Here is a 20,327-nt window from a genome sequence, read left to right as displayed (position 1 = left end):
ATGCAGGCTGTCAAAGCCCGCAGCAGGCGCCCAGCACCAGCGCGGCCTCCAGCGTGAACCCGCCCGCGGCAATGCACTCGCGCACCTGGGCGGGGCTCCACAGCTCAAACCGCTCCACCTCGCCGTCCTGGTTGCGGGGTTCCAGCCCTTCGGGCACGGTGCAGCGAAACCAGTCGATGCGCTCGACCATGTAGCCCACGCCACCGCCCTCGCGGCTGGGGCGGCTGAAATCCACCTGACCGCCGTGTTCAGAGCCAAGCAATTCAGGCAGGCGCAAGCCCGCCTCCTCCCAGGTTTCGCGCTCCAGCGCCTGTTGCAAGGTGTCGGCGGCCGAGACCATGCCGCCCATCAACGTGTCCCACATGCCCGGGTTGTTGGGCTTGGTTTTGGAGCGTTGCTGCACCCAGATGCGTCCATCCGGCGCCCTGCCCACCAGGTGCACGGCCCGCGTGGCAATGCCCAGCACACGCACGGCGCCGCGCTCGATGGTGCCCAGCCGCTCGCCATGGGCGTTGCACACCGCCAGTTGCTCGTCGCGCCACGGGCCGCACTGGCCCTGGGCGCGCAGGGCCTGCGCCAGCAGGTTCAGCGCAGGGGTGACGGCGTCGGGCGCCACATCGAGGTGCCACGTCCATTCACCAGAATGCTCCTGATTCAGTAGCTGGTAGCGCTTATCTGATAAGCGCCAAAGGTCGATTTGGCTCAAAATCCCGGTCGCCACCGACCCCACGGCCTGCCCCGCCACCCACAGGGGCTCACGCGCTTGCGCGGGCGGCTGACGGACAGCCGCGCGGGCCGTGGCCAGCCATTCGGCGGCAGACGCTTTGGCGGCCAGCGTCACAGCGTGAGGATGGTCGAGCCGGTGGTCTTGCGCGCTTCCAGGTCGCGGTGCGCCTGCTGCACCTCGGCGAGTGGGTAGCGCTGGTCGATGTGGATCTTCACCCGCCCGCTGGCCACCACGGCAAACAGGTCGTCGGCCATGGCCTGGGTGCTTTCGCGCGTGGCGATGTGGCTGAACAGCGTCTGGCGCGTGACATACAGCGAGCCCTTGGCACCCAGCGCGCCGGGTGCAAAAGGCGCCACCGGGCCCGAGGAGTTGCCGAAGCTGGCCATCAGGCCAAACGGGCGCAGGCATTCCAGCGACTTGTCCCAGGTGTCCTTGCCCACCGAGTCGTACACCACCTTCACGCCCTGGCCTGCGGTGATTTCTTTCACGCGCGCCGCAAAGTCTTCGGTGGCGTAGTTGATGGCGTGGGCCGCGCCATTGGCCAGCGCCAGCTGGCACTTGGCATCGGTGCCAGCGGTGGCGATGAGCTGCAGCCCCAGCACCTTGGCCCACTGGCAGGCGATCAGGCCCACACCTCCGGCGGCGGCATGGAACAGCACATGGTCGCCGGGGTGCAGCCCCTCCACCGGCAGCGTCTTTTTCAGCAGGTATTGCGCCGTGAGGCCCTTGAGCATCATGGCCGCGCCGGTCTCGAAGCTGATGGCGTCGGGCAGCTTGCACACGCATTTGGCGGGCATCACGCGCGCCTCGCAATAGGCACCGGGCGGCTGGCTGGCATAGGCGGCGCGGTCGCCCACCTTCAGGTGCGTGACGCCCTCACCCACGGCTTCGACCACGCCGGCGGCCTCCATGCCGATGGTGGCGGGCAGGTTGAGCGGGTACAGACCCGTGCGGTGGTAAACATCGATGAAGTTCAGGCCGATGGCGTGGTGCCGGATGCGGATTTCACCCGGCCCGGGCTCACCCACGGCCACGTCAACCAGGTGAAGTTCTTCGGCGCCACCGGGCTGGCGGATCTGGACGGCAAGGCTCATGAAAACGGTCTCCTGTAATGGATGCGACAAGGGGGCTGTCATCCTGCCATGAATCTGCAAGCCTCGCTGGGGCCCCACCGTTACAGTGACGGCATGACTCAACGACTGACGCCCGGCACGGTGGCGCTGCTGGTGACGGCGCCGCTGCTGTGGGCCGGCAATGCCGTGGTGGGCCGCCTGGTTCATGACCTGGTGCCGCCCATCACCCTCAATTTTTTGCGCTGGGCGCTGGCCCTGGCACTGCTGTTGCCGCTCACGCACCGCGTGCTGCGCCCGGACAGCCCGCTGTGGCCGCACTGGCGGCGCTATGCGCTGCTGGGGCTGCTGGGGGTGGGCCTGTACAACGCACTGCAATACTTGGCGCTGCAGACCTCCACACCCATCAACGTGACGCTGGTGGGCTCCAGCATGCCGGTGTGGATGCTGGCGGTGGGCGCGCTGTTTTTTGGCGTAGCCGTCACGCGTCGGCAGCTGGCGGGCGCGGCCCTGTCAATGATCGGCGTGCTCACCGTGCTCAGTCGGGGCGAGTGGAGCCAGCTGCTGGCGCTGCGCCTGGTGGCGGGCGATCTGTTCATGCTGCTGGCCACGATTTCATGGTCGTTCTACAGCTGGCTGCTGGTGCGCACCAGCGAGCCCGCCAGCGTGCGCGGCGACTGGGCCGCCTTTCTGACAGGGCAGATGGTGTTTGGCCTGGCCTGGTCGGGCGTCTTTGCCAGCGCCGAGTGGGCCACGGGGCACACGCACATTGCATGGGGCTGGCCGCTGGTGGCGGCGCTGCTGTTCATCGCCATCGGTCCGGCGCTGGTGGCCTACCGCTGCTGGGGCATTGGGGTGCAGCGGGCCGGGCCGGCAGTGGCCGGGTTCTTCTCCAACCTGACCCCGCTGTTTGCCGCCTTGCTGTCGGCGGCGTTTCTGGGCGAAGCGCCCAGCGGCTACCACGCTGTGGCGTTTGCACTGATCGTGGGCGGAATTGTGGTGTCGTCGCGGCGCTGAAGGTTTTTTAATCAAAACAGCCGCCCGCGCTTTGTGGACAAGCGCAAGCAGCTATCAAAAACTAAGCGCCATCACACAGCGCCATGCAACGCCGTCAGAACGTGCCGGGGTAGGCGCCGCCGTCGGCCAGCACATTCTGGCCCGTCATGTAGCCCGCATGCACGCTGCACAGGAACGCGCAGATGGCACCAAACTCATCGGGGTTGCCAAAGCGGCCGGCCGGGATCTGCGCCTGCTGGGCGCGGCGCACGTCGTCCAGGCTTTTGCCGGACTTGGTGGCCGCAGCGCCCAGCGTGGTGGCAAGGCGGTCGGTGTCGAACTTGCCCGGCAGCAGGTTGTTCAGGGTGACGCCCTGCGCTGCCAGCTTGCTGCGCGCGGCGCCTGCCACAAAACCGGTGAGCCCGCTGCGTGCGCCGTTGGACAGGCCCAGGATGTCAATCGGCGCCTTCACCGCACTGGAGGTGATGTTGACGACGCGGCCAAAACCCCGCGCAGCCATGCCATCCACCGTGGCCTTGATGAGCTCGATGGGGGTGAGCATGTTGGCGTCCACCGCCTTGATCCAGGCGTCGCGGTCCCAGTCGCGAAAATCGCCCGTGGGTGGGCCACCCGCGTTGGTGACCACGATGTCGAAATCGCGCCCCGGCCCGCCGGGCACGGCAAAAACAGCGGCCCGCCCCTCGGGGGTGGTGATATCGGCGGCCACCGTCAGCACCACGGGTTTGGTGCCATTTTGGCCTCTGGCGCTTGCTGCGTCTGCGCCAGCAGCTATTAATTGAGAAGCAGCCACCTGCAGTGCATCGGCGTTGCGCGCGTTGATGACCACGTTCACGCCCTCGCGCACCAGCGCCTGCGCGCAACCAAACCCCAACCCCTTGCTGGCACCACACACCAGCGCCCATTTGCCCGCGATTCCCAGATCCATAAAAACTCCCGATTGCTGGCCGCAACTCGCAGCCGTTTCAAATCATAAATGGGGCCTGCGCGGGCGACCGCCGTGGCCCGGCGGTGCCCCCACGGCGCGGTTGGTTGCCCCGGCGGGTGGGGCGCCCGTGGAGCGTCAGCGCACCGGCTGGCGCGACATGCGCGTGAACACAAAAATGCCCGCAATCACCAGCGCAGTGCCCGCCGCCACCCACAGCGTGAAGGGCTCACCCAGAATCCACACCCCCATGAGGATGGTGGACAGCGGGCCCACCATGCCGGTCTGGGCCGCCATTCCGGCGCCAATGCGCTCGATGGCCATCATCACCATGAGCACCGGCGCCGCGGTGCACAGCGTGGCATTGAGCACCGACAGCCAGATCACCTCGGGCGCCACCACCGCCGCGCTCAGGGGCCGCAGCAGCACAAACTGCAGCAGGCAGCACAGGCAGGCCACCGTGGTGGCCAGGCCCACCAGCCGCAGCGAGCCGATGCGCTTGACCATCTCGCCGCTGTAAACAAGGTAGATGGCATAGCTGACGGCGCTCAGAAACACCAGCAGCGCGCCCCAGGCCGCATCGGCGCCCTGCAGCCGGGCCTCCAGGCCAAACACCAGCACCACGCCGCAGTAACTGATGGCCATGCCCAGCGCTTGGCCCCAGCGGATGCTGCGGCCATACAGCACCCAGCCCAGCATCATCACCAGCGTGGGGTTGAGGTACAGGATGAGCCGCTCCAGGCTGGCGCTGATGTAGGCCAGCCCGGCAAAATCCAGAAAGCTGGCCAGGTAGTAGCCCGTGACACCCAGGCCTGCCACGCCCAGCCAGTCGCGGCGCGACAAAGGCGGCTTGCCCCGGCTGGCCCACCACGCCATCACGGCAAAAATGGGCAGCGCAAACAGCATGCGGTACATGATGAGCGTGACCGCATCCACGCCATGGCGGTAGGCCAGCTTGACGATGATGGCCTTGCCGCTGAAGGCGATGGCGCCGAACAGCGCCAGCAATAAACCAGTTGCTACATTTTTTCTAGCTGCTTGCGCTTGCTGTGATTGGGCTGTAGGCACTTTTGATTAAAACTCACACCAACGCATTCAAAACCCGGCCGCCAGGCCGTCGCGGCGCGCATCGCTGGCAGCCAGGTAGCCATGCACCTTGGGGTCGCCCATGCGCCAGATGAACTGGCCCGCGCCAAAGTCCTGGTAAGAGTCCTGCAGCACGTCGATGCGGTGGCCCAGCGCCTGCAAGCCCTGCACGGTGGCGGGCTGCATCGACGCCTCGACGTTGATCGACAGCCCCGCATTGAAGCGCCAGCGCGGCGCGTCGCAGGCCATCTGCGGGTTCTGGCCGTGGTCGAGCATGCGCACCAGTGTCTGCATGTGGCCCTGGGGCTGCATGTTGGCGCCCATCACGCCATAGCTCATGACGGGCTGCCCGTCCTTCGTGACAAAGGCTGGAATGATGGTGTGAAACGGCCGCTTGCCCGGCGCCACCAGATTGGCCCGGTTGGCACCTGCCGGGTCAGTGCTGAACCCGAAACCCCGGTTTTGCAGGCTGATGCCGAACGTGGGCTCCACGCAGCCCGAGCCAAAGCCGGTGAAGTTGCTCTGGATGAAGCTCACCATCATGCCGTTCTCGTCGGCCGCTGTGAGGTAGATGGTGCCGCCCTTGACCGGGTTGCCCGCCCCAAAATCCTGCGCCTGGTTCATGCGGATGAGTCTGGCACGGGAAGCGAGGTAGCCGTCATCGAGCATTTGCGCGGGGGTCACCTCCATCCAAGAAGGCTCGGCCACATAGCGGTACACATCGGCAAACGCCAGCTTCATGGCCTCGATCTGCAGGTGCTGGGCCTCGGGCCCGTCCACCGGCAGGCTGGCCAGGTCAAACTGCTCCAGGATGCCCAGCGCAATCAGGGCGGCAATGCCCTGGCCGCTGGGCGGAATCTCGTGCAACGTGTAGCCCCGGTAGTTGCGGGCAATGGGCGTCACCCATTCGGGCCGGTGCGCGCCCAGGTCCGCCAGACTGAGGCTGCCGCCGTGGGCCTGCGCAAAGGCAGCCATGGCCTGGGCGATTTCGCCGGTGTAAAAGGCCTCGCCGCGCGTGGCACCAATGGCGCGCAAGGCGCGCGCGGCGGCCGGAAACTGGAACAGCTCGCCCACCTGCGGCGCGCGCCCCCAGGGCATGAAGCTTTGCGCAAAACCGGGCTGCGATTGCAGTTCGGGCACAGCGGCGGCCCACTTTTGCTGCACCACCACGGGCACCAGGTAGCCACGCTCGGCGATCTCGATGGCGGGTGCCATGAGGTCGGCAAACGGCAGCTTGCCAAAGCGCTCTGACAGCGCCACCCAAGCGCTCACGGCGCCGGGCACGGTGACAGAGTCGATGCCGCGCTTGGGCGGCGTGGCCGCACCGGTGCCGTAGCGGCGATGAAAATACTCCGGCGTCCACGCCTGCGGTGCGCGGCCCGACGCATTCAAGCCATGCAGCGCCTTCCCGTCCCACAAGATGCAGAACGCATCGCTGCCCAGGCCGTTGCTGACTGGCTCACACAGCGTCATGGCGGCGGCGGCGGCCACGGCGGCATCCACCGCATTGCCGCCCTGCTGCAGCATGCGCAAACCGGCCTGCGCGGCCAGCGGGTGCGAGGTGGAACAAAGGTTGCGCGCAAACACCGGCAAGCGGGTGCTGGCATAAGAGGGGGTGTAGCTGAATGGCATGCAGCGATTATCGGCCGCTTGCCCGCAGCGCGCCGAGACCCTTCAGCGGCCAAAAACCCGGCTCAGCGCTCTCCGGAGGGGGCAGCGGCGCGGGGGCGCAGGCGGCGCAGCCCCGAACGGCCCGGTGCGAGCCAGTGCGGCAAGCGCCATGCAAAACCCCAGGGGCGTTTTCAGAACGCTTTCAGTGCTTGCGAAACACCCGGTGGTGCAGCCGCCGCAGCGACCACCACACGCCCACCGCCACCACCGGAATCGCCACAGCCGCCGTGGTCTCGGGCGACAGGGGCCAGCCCAGCTTTTGCGCGCCCTTGGCCAGGTAGCTCACCAGCCCCACGATGTAATAGGTGATGGCGGCTACCGACAGGCCTTCCACCGTGGACTGCATCTGCAATTGCAAATCCTGCCGGTGGTTCATGGTGGTCAGCAGCGCCTGGCTGCTTTGCTGCTGCTCGATTTCGACGCGGGTGCGCAGCAGGTTGCTCATGCGCGAGACGCGCTGCGACAGCGCGTCCTGGCGCCGCGTGGCCCACTCGCAGGTGCTGCGCGCGGGCGTGAGCCGGCGGTCCATGAACTCGCGAATGGTCTGCATGCCCGCCAGGCGCGATTCGGCGATGTCCTGGATGCGGCGGTCCACCAGTTCAAAGTAGGCACTGCTGGCCGAAAACCGGGAATGCGTGGCGGCATACTGGCTTTCCACCTGCCCGGCCAGCCGTGTCAGGCGGTCGAGCAGCGCGGGCTCGGCATCGCGGTTGGCGGTGCGGATGGCATCGGCCAGCTCGGCCAGCTCGCGCTCGGCAAAGGCCAGCACATTGGCGGCATCGCGGGCTGCGGGCAGGCCCAGCAGGGCGGCCATGCGGTAGGTTTCGATCTCCAGCAGGCGCTGCACCAGGCGCCCCAGGCGGCGCGGTGTCATGCCGCCGGCCAGCAGCACCATGCGCGAAAAACCATCGGCATGGATGGCAAAGTCGGTGTACAGCTCGCCATGCCCGTCGGCCACGGTGGAGGCCACCAGCGTGTCCTCGTGCAGCACATGCCTGACCAGCGACCCCGAGCCAAACTGCTGGGTGGGCAGCACCCACAGGTTCAGGCTGCACAGACACTGGCCCGGCAGCGCCGCCAGCCATTCGCGCGGCACCACGTCGATGGCGCTGGTGGGATCGCGCTCGCCAAAAGCCTCGACGGGTGTGGGCACCATAAAGGTCCACGACACGAACTCGGTGTGCAACTCCCAGCGGATGCGAAACACACCCAGGTCCATGCGCAGGTGCGTGGTCTGCGCATCGGGCAGCGCCAGGTGGTGGTCGCGCAGCAGCGCCGCCACATGGGCGCGGCTGGCTTCGCGGCCGGCGGCATCGGCCAGCATGACGATGTGGGCAATGGCCAGCGGCGCCGTCAGGGCCTCGGGCGGGCGGGCGTGAATCTCGTTGTGCAGCATGACCCGGTGCGGGTGCTGCGTGGGGCGGTTGGGTGGTGGCATGCGGTCCTCGGTGCGCCATTGTGTACCGGGCGTTGCACCGTTTTGCCGAACCATCTTGCCAAAAAACAACGGCACCCGAGGGTGCCGTTGTGCTTGCAGCCGGGTCCCGCGCTGCGGGACCGGGGCGTTGGGTCAGTCTTCGACGAAGGCCTCTTCGCGCTTGTTCTTCACGGCAGGCAGCAGCACGATGATGAGCAGCAGGGCAGCGGCCGCCAGCAGACCGGCCGACAGCGGACGCGTGACAAACACGCTCCAGTCGCCACGCGAGAGCAGCAGGGCGCGGCGCAGGTTTTCTTCCATCATCGGGCCCAGGATGAAACCGAGCAGCAGGGGCGCGGGTTCGGTGCCCAGCTTGTGAAAGATGTAACCCACCAGGCCAAAGAGACCCACCATCCAGACATCCCAGGTGTTGTTGTTGGTGGAATACACGCCCACCGCACAGAACAGCACGATGGATGGGAACAGCCAACGGTAAGGCACCGTGAGCAGTTTGATCCAGATGCCGATCAGCGGCAGGTTCAAAACGATCAGCATGGCGTTGCCGATCCACATCGAGGCGATCAGGCCCCAGAACAGCTCGGGGTTGCTGGTCATCACCTGGGGGCCAGGCTGGATGTTGTGGATCGTCATGGCACCCACCATCAGCGCCATCACGGCGTTGGGTGGAATGCCCAGCGTGAGCAGCGGGATGAACGAGGTTTGCGAACCCGCGTTGTTGGCGGCCTCGGGAGCCGCCACGCCACGGATGTTGCCTTGGCCAAAGGGCACTTCGCCGGGGTGCAGCTTGGTTTTCTTTTCAATGGTGTAGGCAGCAAAAGCCGACAGCAGGGCACCGCCGCCGGGCAGGATACCCAGGGCAGAACCCAGCGCCGTACCGCGGATCACGGCGGGCAGCATGCGCTTGAAGTCTTCCTTGGTGGGGAACAGGCCTTCCACCTTGGCAGTGAACACTTCGCGGTCTTCTTCAGGACGCGAGAGGTTGGCAATGATTTCGCCGTAGCCGAACACGCCCATGGCAATGGTCACGAAGCCGATGCCGTCGGTCAGCTCAGGAATATCGAAGCTGAAACGGGCCACGCCCGAATTCACGTCGGTACCCACCAGGCCCATCAGCAGGCCCAGCACGATCATGCCCACCGCCTTGAGCAGCGAGCCCGAGGCCAGCACCACCGCGCCGATCAGGCCCAGGGTCATCAGCGAGAAGTATTCGGCGGGGCCGAACTTGAAGGCCACTTCGGTCAACGGAGGCGCGAAGGCCGCCAGAATCAGCGTGCCCACGCAACCGGCAAAGAACGAGCCCAGGCCGGCAGCCGCCAGCGCGGGTCCCGCACGGCCCTTGCGCGCCATCTGGTAGCCGTCGATCACGGTCACCACCGACGATGACTCGCCCGGCAGATTCACCAGAATGGCGGTGGTCGAGCCACCGTATTGCGCACCGTAGTAAATACCGGCCAGCATGATCAGCGCGGCCACGGGTGGCAGTGCATAGGTGGCGGGCAGCAGCATGGCGATGGTGGCCACGGGGCCGATGCCTGGGAGCACACCGATCAGCGTGCCCAGCAGGCAGCCTACAAAACAGTAGATCAGGTTCTGGAACGTGAAAGCAACGCCAAAACCGAGCGAGAGGTTGTCAAATAAATCCATGGTCAGTGCTCCTGCTTAACCCGTAATGAAACTCGGCCACACAGGAAACTGCAGCTTGAGCGCCCAGACGAATGCCACATAGCTGCCCACGGCAAGCACCGTGGCCAGAATGAACACGGCCTTTGCATTGAATTCATTGCCCGCTAGGCTGGCAACGAAGGTCAGCGCATAGATGCCAACAATCAGGCCCATGGCAGGAATACCAAAGCTGGGCAAGCCGGCCAAAAGGATGCCAAAGGTGAAGTTGGCGGCCAGAATGAAGAACAGCGGCTTCCAGGCCCACTTGCCGATCTTGTCTCCGTCCACGGTTTCCACCACGGTGGCCTTGAAGGCGATCAGGCTGCCAATCAGTGCCAGCAGGATGCCCAGCATCAGCGGGAAATAGCCCGGGCCCATGCGGGCGCCGGTGCCGACGTTGTAGGTTGTGGCGCCCCAGGCGAAGGCCACGCCGACGCACATGAACATGAGGCCGGCAAAAAAGTCTTTTTGACTCTTGATTTTCACGAATGTCTCCTAGGCGGAATCTCGACATCGCGATTGTGCTGGGAATACAGGCCCCCAGCGATGTGGATTCCACCTACACCCGGGCACCGCCGCCGCGCCTAGCCTTGTCGTGCTTTGCCGTGCCAAAAAGGGGCGCAGCGGCCACCCCCCGGGTCATTCGAGCGGCGGGGTCCCCGCCACCACCTCATCGAGCGTGGTCAGCCCTTCGGCCACGCGCAGGGCGCCAGCCAGGCGCAGGGGACGCATGCCGTCGGCCACGGCCTGGCGGCGCAGCACGTCGATCGATGGCGCCTGGGTGATCTTGTCCTTGAGCGCCTCGCTCACCGTGAGCAGCTCGTACAGCCCCATGCGCCCCAGAAAGCCCCCCATGCGGCAATCCACGCAGCCCACGGCCTTGAACGGCTGGTAAGTGCCCGAGAGCTTCCAGGGCTTGACCACCTCGGCCAGCGCCTCGGGCGCGGCCGAGGTGTCGGGCTGCTTGCACTGCTTGCACAGCGTGCGCACCAGGCGCTGGGCCAGCACACCGAGCAGCGTGGCATTGATCAGGTAAGACGGCACACCCAGCTCCATCAAGCGGGTGATGGCACTGGGCGCATCGTTGGTGTGCAGGGTGGAGAACACCAGATGCCCCGTGAGCGCCGCCTGGATGGCCATCTCGGCGGTTTCCAGGTCGCGAATTTCGCCCACCATGATGATGTCCGGGTCCTGGCGCATCAGGGCGCGCAGGCCTTCGGCAAAGTTGAAGTCGAGCTGCGGCTGCACCTGCGTCTGGTTGAAGCTGGGCTCGATCATTTCGATCGGGTCTTCCACCGTGCTCACGTTGACCTCTTCGGTGGCCACGCGCTTCAAGGTGGCATACAGCGTGGTGGTCTTGCCCGAGCCGGTGGGCCCGGTCACCAGGATGATGCCGTGCGGGCGCTTGACCAGCGCCTCCCAGCGCTGCGCGTCGTGCGGCGCAAAGCCCAGGGCATCCAGATTCTTGACGGTGTTGTCGGGGTCAAAAATCCGCATCACCATCTTTTCGCCAAACGCCGTGGGCAGCGTGGACAGGCGCATCTCCACCTCGTCCCCGCGCTGGTTGCGGGTCTTGATGCGGCCGTCCTGCGGGCGGCGCTTTTCCACCACGTCGATGCGGCCCAGCAGCTTGATGCGCGACACCATGGCGTTGTGCACGCCCATGGGCATCTGGTAGACGGGGTGCAGCACGCCGTCGATGCGAAAGCGGATCACGCCCTGCTCGCGGCGCGGCTCCAGGTGGATGTCGCTGGCGCGCTGGTCAAACGCGTATTGCCACAGCCAGTCCACCACCTTCACCACACCCTGGTCGTTGGCATCGAGCTGCTTGTTGCTTTTGCCCAGCTCCACCAGCTGCTCAAAACTGCTGCCACCCGAGTTGCCGCCCGCCTTCTGCGCCGCGCGCACCGACTTGGCCAGCGCAAAGAACTCGGCCGTGTAGCGGTGAATATCCTGCGGGCTGGCCACCACGCGGCGCACCGCGCGGCGCGACTGGCGCTCCACCTCGGCCACCCAGTCGTCAATGAAGGGCTCGGCCGTGGCCACCACCACCTCCTTGGCCGTCACCTGCACCGGCAGCACCTTGTGGCGCTCGGCATACTGGGCGCTCATGCTGTCGGCCACGCGGCCCACGTCCACCTTGAGCGGGTCGATGCGCAGGTATTGCAGGCCCGCGCGCTTGGCCAGGTATTCGGTAAGTGCTTCGATATCGAGCGGCTTGCCGTCGCTGGCGCGCGCCATGGACACGCTGGCCAGCCGCACCAGCGGATGCTGCGAGCTTTCGGCCTGCGAGCAGCGCGCAATGGTGCGCTGGGCTTCTTCCAGCGATATCACGCCATCGGAGCGCAACCAGTCCACCATGCGGCGCCAGTCCAGCGGGCCGACATGGATCGCAGGCGCAGCAGGCGCGGAGGTTTCGGGGAGGGTTTTCATCAGGGGCCTTGGAAGACGGTGCAATGGCTCGGCGCGCGGCTGCGGACGATCAGTCCACAACGGGTTTGAACACGCGCAGCCACTTGGCAGAGGGCAGATCCCAGCGCGCCTGGATGGCCTCGGCCCGCGCCGCCAGCTCGGTGCGTTTGGGCCGGCTGGGCGTGCGCTGCGCCAGCACCACGGTGTTGCCCTCGCGGGTGGGCTTGAAGGCCCACAGCGCGTCTTCGCCAAAGGCGCTGGCCATGCTCTTGAGGCTGCGCTCAAAGCTCGACGCGCGGCCAAACAGGTTGACGGTCATGCAGCCGTCCTCGGTCAGCAGGGCGCGGCAGTCGGCATAAAAATCAGGGCTGTCGAGCACCGGCGCGGCGGCTTCGTGGTCGTACAAATCCACGGCCAGGGCATCCACGGTGCCCAGCCACATCGGGTTCTTGATTTCCTCGGCTGCATCGGCCAGCACCACGCGCAGCTTGGGGCCATCGGGCGGCAGCTTGAACCACTGGCGGCACACCGCCAGCACCTGGGGGTTGAGCTCGATGGCCGTGGTGCACAGGCGCAGTTTCTTGTGGCAGAACTTGGTGATGGCCCCGGCCCCCAGCCCCAGCTGCATGGCATGGCGCTTGGTGACGCTGGCGGGCTCGACAAACAGCAGCCAGGCCATCATGCGCTGCACATACTGCAGCTCGATCTCGAACGGCTCGGCCACGCGCATGGAGCCCTGGATCCAGGGCGTGCCCAGGTGCAGGTGGCGCACCTCGCCATCGTCGGAGACACTCACTTCGGGCAGTTCTATCGCGGTTTTTTTATTGCGGGCCATTCACACCAATCCATGCCGGGCCAGCAGGTCGGCCCAGGCGGTCAATTTACGATCAAAACTCCAGGAGGCGTTGGCCGGGCTGGTCGACGGCAGCCGGTGCACCGGCACCCCCAGCAACGCCGTGCTGCGCGCATGCTTGAAGCTCTCCCCGCCATTGTGGGCGATGGCCGCCAGCCGGGGGCAGCGCGCACGCAGGCTCGCAAAGTCGTTGACCTGCGCATTGCGGATGCGGGTGTCCAGACTACCCACCCGCTCACAACTGGCGTACACATCCCACAGGCCCAGGCCCCGCGCCAACAACCAGTCGCAGCGCAGGCCGTAGTCTTGCCTGTCCGGCAGCGGGTGCTGCGGCCAGAGCGCCTGCACAATGCGCCAGAAATGGTTTTGCGGGTGCGCATAGTATTGCCCCGCCCGCAAGGAGGCCGCGCCCGGAAAGCTGCCCAGCACCAGCACCACCGTACGGTCGGACACCACGGGCGCCAAGCCCGTGAGGCGCTCGCCGCCGGGCGCCAGCAGCGGGCCAGCCCCCTCAGAGATTGGCGCGGCCAGATTGGGCGGCGCCGGTGGCGCGGGACGGGTGGTGGGGCGGTTGGTGGGGTACTCAGCCCCCGTTCTGTCCTTCATGCTTCGATTCTGGACTGAAACCCGGGGTACAGCCTTGTCACTATCAAATAAATAGCTACTTGCGCTTATCCAGCAAGCGCTAGAGGTCAAAAACACTTCAAATTTTCTGCACCAACCCGGCCAGGCGCGGCAGCGCCACACAGGCGTTGGCGCTGGTGCTGCGCGCCAGCGCAGCCAGCGGCAGGCCGCGCAGGCCCGCTACCACCTCGGCGATGCGGGGCAGCTCGGCCGGCGCGTTGCGCCCCTGCGGCTTTCCGGCAGCGCGCTGCTCGGCCGGGGTGTAAAGCCAGTGCGGCGGGATGTCGGGCGCGTCGGTTTCCAGCACCAGGGCCGATGCGGGCAACTCGGCCGCCAGCCGGCGCAATTGCAGCGCCCGGTCATAAGTCACCGCGCCGCCAAACCCCAGCCTGAACCCCAGCGCAATGAACGCCTGCGCCTGCTGCAGGCTGCCATTGAAGGCATGGGCGATGCCGCCCGGCACGGCAATGTCGCGCAGCCCCTTGAGCAGCTTGTCGGCCGAACGGCGTACATGCAGGATCACCGGCAGATCGAACCGGCGCGCCAGCTGCAGTTGCGCGCGGTAAAACTGCTCCTGCCGCGCGGGATCCAGTCCATTGGCAAAAAAATCCAGCCCGATTTCGCCGATGGCCACCAGGCGCGGGTCACGATGGTGCTGCTCCAGCGCCTGGGCCAGCAGCGCCAGGTCGGCATCGGCCGCCCGCGCGGTGTAGAGCGGGTGAATGCCCAGGGCGTAGCTGTCGCCGTGGCGGTGCGCGAGCTGGCGCACGGCATCCCAGTTGGCACGCTCTACCGCCGGAATCACGCAATGCGCCACGCCTGCTGCAGCCGCCTGCTGGCGCACGGTGTCGCGGTCGGCGGCAAACTCGGCGGCGTCCAGGTGGCAGTGCGTATCGATCCAGGAAGACATGCCGACATGATGCCCGACCAGCGCGCACCTGGCAGCGGCCTGGCAGCGGCCCGGCCACACAGCGGTGTGCATCAACCGGCGATCCGTGCTACTGTCAAACCCGTGCGCCACGCTCCGGCGCGACATTCCGTTTCCTCACCCCCGCGTGCCTGCAAAGGCGCGGCGCCCACAGCCCCCAAGGCGTGCGCACGGGCCGGGAAATGGCCATGGAACCAGAAGGTGACAGCATGCCACGGCCCGCCCTCTACAGCAGTTCCCGCCCCACCCGGCGCCCGGCAGAACCGGTGGCCGCAGTGGCCAGCGCGCCGCAGCCGTCACCACCGCTGGCACCGCCCGCCGAGGCATCCGCAACCACTGTCGCCCCGCGCAACCACCTGCGCGCCCTGTGGGCCACCGTGGTGCTGCTCACCGCGCTGCTGCTGGCCAGCCTGTGGCTGCACCCGGGCACCACGCCCCGCCGCATCACGCAGGACGACATCGACGCTGCCGTGCTGCGCACCCTGGAGACCACCACCTTTCCATCGCCCGCCACAGCGGCAGTGGAGGCCGTGGCGCCCTCGGTGGTGCGTGTGGCGAGCTACACGCGCAGCAAGAACGGCAAGAAAGAGCTCGAGCGCGGCATTGGCACGGGCGTGGTGATTGTGGATTCGGGAATCATCCTCACCAACCTGCATGTGGTGCAGGGCGCCAGCCGCATCACCGTCACTTTTCACGATGGGCTGGAAACCACCGCCAGCATCACCGGTGTCCAGCCCGAAAACGACCTGGCCGTACTGCAGGCCCACAAGGTGCCCGACGACCTGGCCGCCGCGCCGCTGCGCTCCACCCAAGACCTGCGGGCGGGCGACCAGGTGGTGGCCATCGGTTTTCCGTTTGGCATCGGGCCATCGGCGTCGGCGGGCGTGGTGTCGGGCCTGGACCGTGAATTCGATCCGCCCGAAGGCACCCGTCCGCTCACCAACCTGATCCAGTTCGACGCGGCCGCCAACCCCGGCAACTCGGGCGGCCCGCTGGTCACCATGGAAGGCGAGGTGGTGGGCATCGTCACCGCCATCCTCAACCCCACCGAGGCCCGCACCTTTATCGGCATCGGCTTTGCCGTGCCCATTGAAAACGCCGCGGCTGCGGTGGGCATGCCGCCGTTCTGAAATGGAACACCCCCTGAGTCGCTCCGCGCCTTCCCCCTCCAGGGGGACGACACCCTCGCTGCGGGGCGGCCCTTGCTCGGTGTCTCTCGCCTTGGCCGCGCCCGTCGTGTGGGCTGGTGACGGCCCGCAGCATCGTTGATCACTGACAAGGAAGGGAACCCATGGAAGCCGCAACGAACAACGCATCCACCGCCACGCTGATGGAGCAGGTGCTTTATGAGGTCAAGCGCGTCGTGGTGGGGCAAGACCGTTTTCTGGAACGTGTCATGGTGGCCATGCTCGCCCAGGGCCACCTGCTGGTCGAAGGCGTGCCCGGGCTGGCCAAGACGCTCACCGTCAAGACGCTGGCCCGCACCATCCAGGGCAGCTTCAAGCGCATCCAATTCACGCCCGACCTGGTGCCCGCCGACCTGGTGGGCACGCGCATGTACAACCAGAAAACCGGCGAGTTCATCACCACGCTGGGCCCGGTGTTCACGCACCTGCTGCTGGCCGACGAAATCAACCGCGCCCCCGCCAAAGTGCAAAGCGCCCTGCTGGAGGTGATGCAGGAGCGCCAGGTGACGATTGCCGGCGAAACCCACAAGGTGCCCGCGCCTTTTTTGGTGATGGCCACGCAAAACCCCATCGAGACCGAAGGCACCTACGCCCTGCCCGAAGCGCAGGTGGACCGCTTCATGATGAAGGTGCTGCTGGGTTACCCCACCGAGGAGGAAGAGTTCGTGATTGCCCAGCGCGCGCTGGCTGCGCCCGTGCAGGTGCTGCCCGTGGCCACCACGGCGCAGCTGTCGGCCCTGCAGGCCGAGTGCCGCAGCGTGTATGTGGACCCGTCGCTGCTGCAATATGCGGTGAAGCTCGTGGCGGCCACGCGGGCGCCCGCGCAGCATGGCGTCCAGGACATTGCGCAGTTCATTGCCTGCGGCGCCAGCCCGCGCGCCACCATCTGCCTGGCTGAAGGCGCGCAGGCCCTGGCCATGCTGCGCGGGCGCGCCTACGTGCTGCCCGAAGACATGACCGATCTGGCGGCCGATGTGCTGCGCCACCGGCTGTCGCTGTCGTACGAGGCGCTGTCGGACGGGCTGGATGCCGATGCGCTGATTGCCCGCATCATGGCCAAGATACCGGCGCCTGCGCGGCCTTTGCACCACCTGCAAAACAGCTTGGGCACTCACCATGAGCAACAAGCCGCCTGAACCCGCCACCGGGCAGCCCCTGCCCCGCTTGCCCGGCGAGGCCGACCGCCTGCTGCGGCAGCTGGAGTGGCATGTCATCCGGCGGCTCGACGGCCTGCTGCAGGGCGACTACCGCACGCTGGTGCGCGGCAGCGAGCTCGACCTGGCCGATCTGCGCGAGTACCAGCCCCACGACGATGTGCGCCACATCGACTGGAACGTCACGGCGCGCCTGAACGCGCCCCATGTGCGCGTGTTCACCGAAGACCGCGAAATGTCGGCCTGGTTTCTGCTGGACCTGAGCCCCTCCATCCACTTTGGCCCGCAGGGCCACGCCAAGCGCGACATCCTCACCGGCTTTGTGGCCGTGCTGGCGCGCCTGCTCACGCGCCACGGCAACCGCGTGGGTGCCATGCTGTATGGCGCGGGGGGTGCGGGTGGCGCAAAGGATGCAGAGGGCCGCAGCGCACGCGCGGTGGATGCCGTGCTGCCCCCGCGCAACAGCCGCGCGCAGGTGCTGCAACTGGTGCACCGGCTGCTGCAACCGGCCGCCGACCGGGCGGCGGGCGGCACGCAACTGGGCTTGCTGCTGCAGGCCGGGCTGGGCGGCATTCGCAGGTGCTCCACAGTGTTCGTGGTGTCGGACTTCATCAGCGCACCCGGCTGGGAAAAGCCGCTGGCCCAGCTGGCGCAGCGCCACGACGTGGTGGCCGTGCGCCTGTTCGATCCGCTCGAACTGGAGCTGCCCGACCTGGGCCTGGTGCTGTTGCGCGATGCCGAGACCGGCGAGCAACTGCAGGTCGACACGCACGACAAGGCCTTTCGCCAGCGCTTTGCCCGCCTGTCCGCCGAGCGCGAGGCCGCCCTGCGCACCGCCCTGGCCGCCGCGGGCGCCGACACGCTGGAGCTGCGCACCGATGACGACCTGATCGACGCCCTGCTGCGCTTCATGGACCTGCGCCAGCGCCGCGCCGGGCCGCGGCTGCGCGCTGTCCAGTCCAGCCCCCGCCCCACCACCGTGCTGGCCGGGCAGACCGCGCAGGCCACTGCCTGAAACCCACTCACCCAAGGACAACCGACCATGGTTTTTCTCTGGCCCACCCTGCTCTGGCTGCTGCTGGCGGTGCCGCTGCTGGTGGCGCTGTACGCCTGGCTGCTGCACCGGCGCAAGCAGCAGGCGCTGAACTACCCCAGCCTCGGCCTGGTGCGCGCGGCGCTCGGCCCCGGCCAGCGCCTGCGCCGCCACATCCCGCCCACCCTGTTTTTGCTGGCGCTGGTGGCCCTGCTGCTGGCGGCGGCGCGCCCCATGGCGGTGATCACGCTGCCCTCAGAGCAACAGACCATCGTGCTGGCCATGGATGTGTCGGGCAGCATGCGCGCCACTGACGTGGAGCCCGACCGCCTCACCGCCGCGCAGAACGCCGCCAAGGCCTTCATTGCCGAGCTGCCGCGCCATGTGCGCGTGGGCATCGTGGCGTTTGCGGGCAGCGCCCAACTGGCGCAACTGCCCACCCAGAGCCATGAAGACCTGGTCAAGGCGATCGACAGCTTTCAGCTGCAGCGCGGCACGGCCACGGGCAACGGCATCATGCTGGCGCTGGCCACGCTGTTCCCCAACGCAGGCATCGACATTGCCGCTCTGGGCGAGCGCCAGGCCATGCGGCCGCGCTCGCTCGACGAGGTCACCCGGCAGGACCCGGCCAAGACCTTCACGCCCGTCGCCCCGGGCTCCTACAACTCGGCCGCCATCATCATGCTGACCGACGGCCAGCGCACCACCGGGGTGGACCCGCTCGAAGCCGCCCAATGGGCCGCCGACCGGGGCGTGCGTGTTTACACCGTGGGCGTGGGCACGGTGCAGGGTGAAACCATCGGTTTTGAGGGCTGGTCGATGCGCGTGCGGCTCGACGAAGAAACCCTCAAGGCCGTGGCCTTGCGCACCCAGGCCGAATATTTCCACGCTGCCACGGCCGCCGACCTGAAGAAGGTCTATGAAACCCTGAGTTCGCGCCTTACGGTGGAAAAGCGCGAAACCGAAGTCTCTGCCCTGCTGGCGCTGGTGGGGGCGGCGCTGGCGGTGCTGGCCGCCGGGCTGTCGGTGGGGTGGTTTGGGCGGGTGATGTAGTTAAAAAAACTATCAAAATAATAGCTGCTTGCGCTTATTCCATAAGTGCTAGAGGCCAAAAACACCCAAAATACGCGTTATTCGACCAGGCCCCCGGCGCCATCCACCAAGGTGGCCAGCGGCAGATCGTGCAGCTCTTGCAGCAAGCGCACCAGTTGCTGTGCGGCGGCATCCACCACCGCGCGGCCCTTGTCGGCGGTGGCGGCGGCGGCATTGCCCACGGCACCGGCCACGTGGTAGTCCTGCATCTGCCAGCCCAGCTTGGCGCTTTTGCCGTTGCCCAGGATGGCGTAGCGCTCGGCCCGGTCCTGCGAGGTGGAGCGGAAATCGCGCGCGTGCTCCATGTGCACCGCGCTTGGCGCCAGGTGCAGCATCATTGAGGTCTCGATCTCGCCCGCATGGATGCCAAAGCGGTGCTCTTCGGCACTGAATTGGCCAGCCACGGCGTCGGGCAGAGGCAGGCTGAACCAGCTGGCGCTGTAGACCAGCAGATGGCTGCGCGTGCGCAACTCGCGCGCCACGATGTCCATCACGCTGACCTGGCCGCCATGGCCGTTGAACAGCAAGAGCTTTTTCACCCCGGCGCGCGCCACGCATTCGCCAATCTCGGTCCACAGCGCAATCACCGTGGCGGGCGACAGCGTGAGCGTGCCGGGAAAGCGGATGTGCTCGGGGCTCAGGCCCACCACCTGCGGCGGCAAAAACAGCACGGGCAGCGCGGCGGGCAGCTGCTGCAGGGCGGCGTCCATCACGCCCTGCAGCAGCGTGGCATCCACCGACAGCGGCAGGTGCGGCCCATGCTGCTCGATGGCCGCCACCGGCAGCACGGCCACCGTCTGCCGGGCCTGGCCGCTGGCGCGCAGCCCGGTGAAGTCGCGGGTGGAAAGGTCGGCCCAGAAGCGCGACGGCAGGGGTGGATGGGTGGCAGCAGTCATGCCCGCCATGGTAGTGGCTGCCGCCTCGGCCTGGGCATGAAAGGAATGCAGGTCACTTGAGCACCGTGGTGAGCAGCCAATACAGCAGATGGCCCACGCCCATCGCCAGCAACAGCACCAGTGCCAGCCCGCTGGCGCGCGTGCTGAAGCCACGGCGGCGCTGCCATGCCCGCACTGCCAGCGCCGCCACCAGCCCCACGCCCGCCAGCACGGCCCACACCACCCAGACAAGACCCCGGTAAATGCAGCCAAAGTTCTCGCAATACAACGTGAAGCCGTGAAAGGACAGCGCTGCCAGCAACGCACACAGGCCCAGCAGCAGCCAGCCGCTGCCACGCAGCAGGCGGGTGAGCGAGCGCGACCAGATAGTTGCTGCAGGAACGACCACAGAAGAAGAAGAAGAAGAAGAAGAAGAAGAGGGCTGCATGGAAGTGGATGTGCCCGACAGGGGCATGACCACCCCGACTATCCACCAGTTGGAGGCACCCCGGCGCACGGGTTGCAATGGCTTACCCCGACGGTCAGACAACGGGGACAATAGCGGCTCGCGCGCGG

19 protein-coding genes are annotated in these 20,327 nt (G+C 67.1%); 5 read left to right on the top strand and 14 right to left on the bottom strand.

What is annotated here, in order from left to right; translation table 11 throughout:
* Positions 1 to 10: 10 nt before the first annotated feature.
* The gene (locus tag K226_RS0105950) at positions 11 to 835 is read right to left on the bottom strand and encodes a DUF4743 domain-containing protein (protein WP_035241441.1); all 825 of its coding nucleotides are present in this window, start codon (positions 833 to 835) and stop codon (positions 11 to 13) included.
* A gap of 2 nt (positions 836 to 837) precedes the next feature.
* Complete coding sequence (locus K226_RS0105945; RefSeq protein ID WP_024813935.1) at positions 838 to 1,821, bottom strand: quinone oxidoreductase; 984 nt, start codon at positions 1,819 to 1,821, stop codon at positions 838 to 840.
* Between the two features lie 93 nt (positions 1,822 to 1,914).
* On the opposite strand from K226_RS0105945, the gene K226_RS0105940 reads away from it, so the two are divergent.
* Positions 1,915 to 2,814 (top strand): DMT family transporter, encoded by a 900-nt coding sequence (locus K226_RS0105940; RefSeq protein ID WP_024813934.1) that lies wholly within the window; start codon positions 1,915 to 1,917, stop codon positions 2,812 to 2,814.
* 94 nt (positions 2,815 to 2,908) lie between these two features.
* Here K226_RS0105940 and K226_RS0105935 read toward each other — a convergent pair whose 3' ends face one another.
* The 10 genes from K226_RS0105935 to K226_RS0105890 form a co-directional block, all read right to left on the bottom strand.
* Positions 2,909 to 3,739: an SDR family oxidoreductase gene (locus tag K226_RS0105935; protein ID WP_024813933.1), complete on the bottom strand. Its 831-nt coding sequence runs from the start codon at positions 3,737 to 3,739 to the stop codon at positions 2,909 to 2,911.
* A 135-nt stretch (positions 3,740 to 3,874) separates the two neighbouring features.
* Positions 3,875 to 4,804, bottom strand: a complete 930-nt coding sequence (locus K226_RS0105930; RefSeq protein ID WP_035240905.1) for a DMT family transporter — start codon at positions 4,802 to 4,804, stop codon at positions 3,875 to 3,877.
* 27 nt (positions 4,805 to 4,831) lie between these two features.
* Positions 4,832 to 6,454 (bottom strand): gamma-glutamyltransferase family protein, encoded by a 1,623-nt coding sequence (locus tag K226_RS0105925; protein ID WP_024813931.1) that lies wholly within the window; start codon positions 6,452 to 6,454, stop codon positions 4,832 to 4,834.
* Positions 6,455 to 6,635: 181 nt separating this feature from the next.
* A complete protein-coding gene (locus tag K226_RS0105920) occupies positions 6,636 to 7,931 on the bottom strand; it encodes a DUF3422 family protein (RefSeq protein WP_024813930.1) in 1,296 nt (431 codons plus the stop codon).
* 132 nt (positions 7,932 to 8,063) lie between these two features.
* Positions 8,064 to 9,575 (bottom strand): tripartite tricarboxylate transporter permease, encoded by a 1,512-nt coding sequence (locus tag K226_RS0105915; protein ID WP_024813929.1) that lies wholly within the window; start codon positions 9,573 to 9,575, stop codon positions 8,064 to 8,066.
* A 15-nt stretch (positions 9,576 to 9,590) separates the two neighbouring features.
* Entirely contained in the window at positions 9,591 to 10,079 is a 489-nt protein-coding gene (locus tag K226_RS0105910; RefSeq protein WP_024813928.1) for a tripartite tricarboxylate transporter TctB family protein, read from the bottom strand.
* Positions 10,080 to 10,232: 153 nt separating this feature from the next.
* Positions 10,233 to 12,026: a GspE/PulE family protein gene (locus K226_RS0105905; protein WP_024813927.1), complete on the bottom strand. Its 1,794-nt coding sequence runs from the start codon at positions 12,024 to 12,026 to the stop codon at positions 10,233 to 10,235.
* A gap of 49 nt (positions 12,027 to 12,075) precedes the next feature.
* Positions 12,076 to 12,840, bottom strand: coding sequence for a spermidine synthase (locus tag K226_RS0105900; protein ID WP_024813926.1), 765 nt, complete (start codon positions 12,838 to 12,840; stop codon positions 12,076 to 12,078).
* Entirely contained in the window at positions 12,841 to 13,356 is a 516-nt protein-coding gene (locus tag K226_RS0105895) for a DNA-deoxyinosine glycosylase (protein ID WP_024813925.1), read from the bottom strand.
* Positions 13,357 to 13,561: 205 nt separating this feature from the next.
* On the bottom strand, positions 13,562 to 14,392 hold the full coding sequence (locus tag K226_RS0105890; RefSeq protein WP_024813924.1) for a TatD family hydrolase: 831 nt from the start codon (positions 14,390 to 14,392) through the stop codon (positions 13,562 to 13,564).
* Between the two features lie 227 nt (positions 14,393 to 14,619).
* On the opposite strand from K226_RS0105890, the gene K226_RS0105885 reads away from it, so the two are divergent.
* The 4 genes from K226_RS0105885 (at position 14,620) to K226_RS0105870 (ending at position 18,837) form a co-directional block, all read left to right on the top strand.
* Positions 14,620 to 15,540 carry a S1C family serine protease gene (locus K226_RS0105885; protein WP_024813923.1) on the top strand — a complete coding sequence of 307 codons (921 nt, stop codon included), beginning with the start codon at positions 14,620 to 14,622 and terminating at the stop codon, positions 15,538 to 15,540.
* A 161-nt stretch (positions 15,541 to 15,701) separates the two neighbouring features.
* Complete coding sequence (locus K226_RS0105880; RefSeq protein ID WP_024813922.1) at positions 15,702 to 16,733, top strand: MoxR family ATPase; 1,032 nt, start codon at positions 15,702 to 15,704, stop codon at positions 16,731 to 16,733.
* Positions 16,714 to 17,766 carry a DUF58 domain-containing protein gene (locus tag K226_RS0105875; protein WP_024813921.1) on the top strand — a complete coding sequence of 351 codons (1,053 nt, stop codon included), beginning with the start codon at positions 16,714 to 16,716 and terminating at the stop codon, positions 17,764 to 17,766. Before K226_RS0105880 ends, K226_RS0105875 begins: the two co-directional genes overlap by 20 nt.
* Before the next feature lie 27 nt (positions 17,767 to 17,793).
* Complete coding sequence (locus K226_RS0105870; RefSeq protein WP_024813920.1) at positions 17,794 to 18,837, top strand: VWA domain-containing protein; 1,044 nt, start codon at positions 17,794 to 17,796, stop codon at positions 18,835 to 18,837.
* A gap of 77 nt (positions 18,838 to 18,914) precedes the next feature.
* On the opposite strand, the gene K226_RS0105865 is transcribed toward K226_RS0105870, so the two are convergent.
* Positions 18,915 to 19,772, bottom strand: coding sequence for a creatininase family protein (locus K226_RS0105865; RefSeq protein WP_024813919.1), 858 nt, complete (start codon positions 19,770 to 19,772; stop codon positions 18,915 to 18,917).
* Between the two features lie 52 nt (positions 19,773 to 19,824).
* On the bottom strand, positions 19,825 to 20,268 hold the full coding sequence (locus K226_RS0105860) for a hypothetical protein (protein WP_238324197.1): 444 nt from the start codon (positions 20,266 to 20,268) through the stop codon (positions 19,825 to 19,827).
* Positions 20,269 to 20,327 lie beyond the last annotated feature (59 nt).

The sequence above is a fragment of the Acidovorax sp. JHL-3 genome, assembly GCF_000526295.1.
In the GTDB taxonomy this organism is placed as follows: domain Bacteria; phylum Pseudomonadota; class Gammaproteobacteria; order Burkholderiales; family Burkholderiaceae_C; genus Acidovorax; species Acidovorax defluvii.
This window is presented reverse-complemented; position numbering and strand designations above follow the sequence as displayed.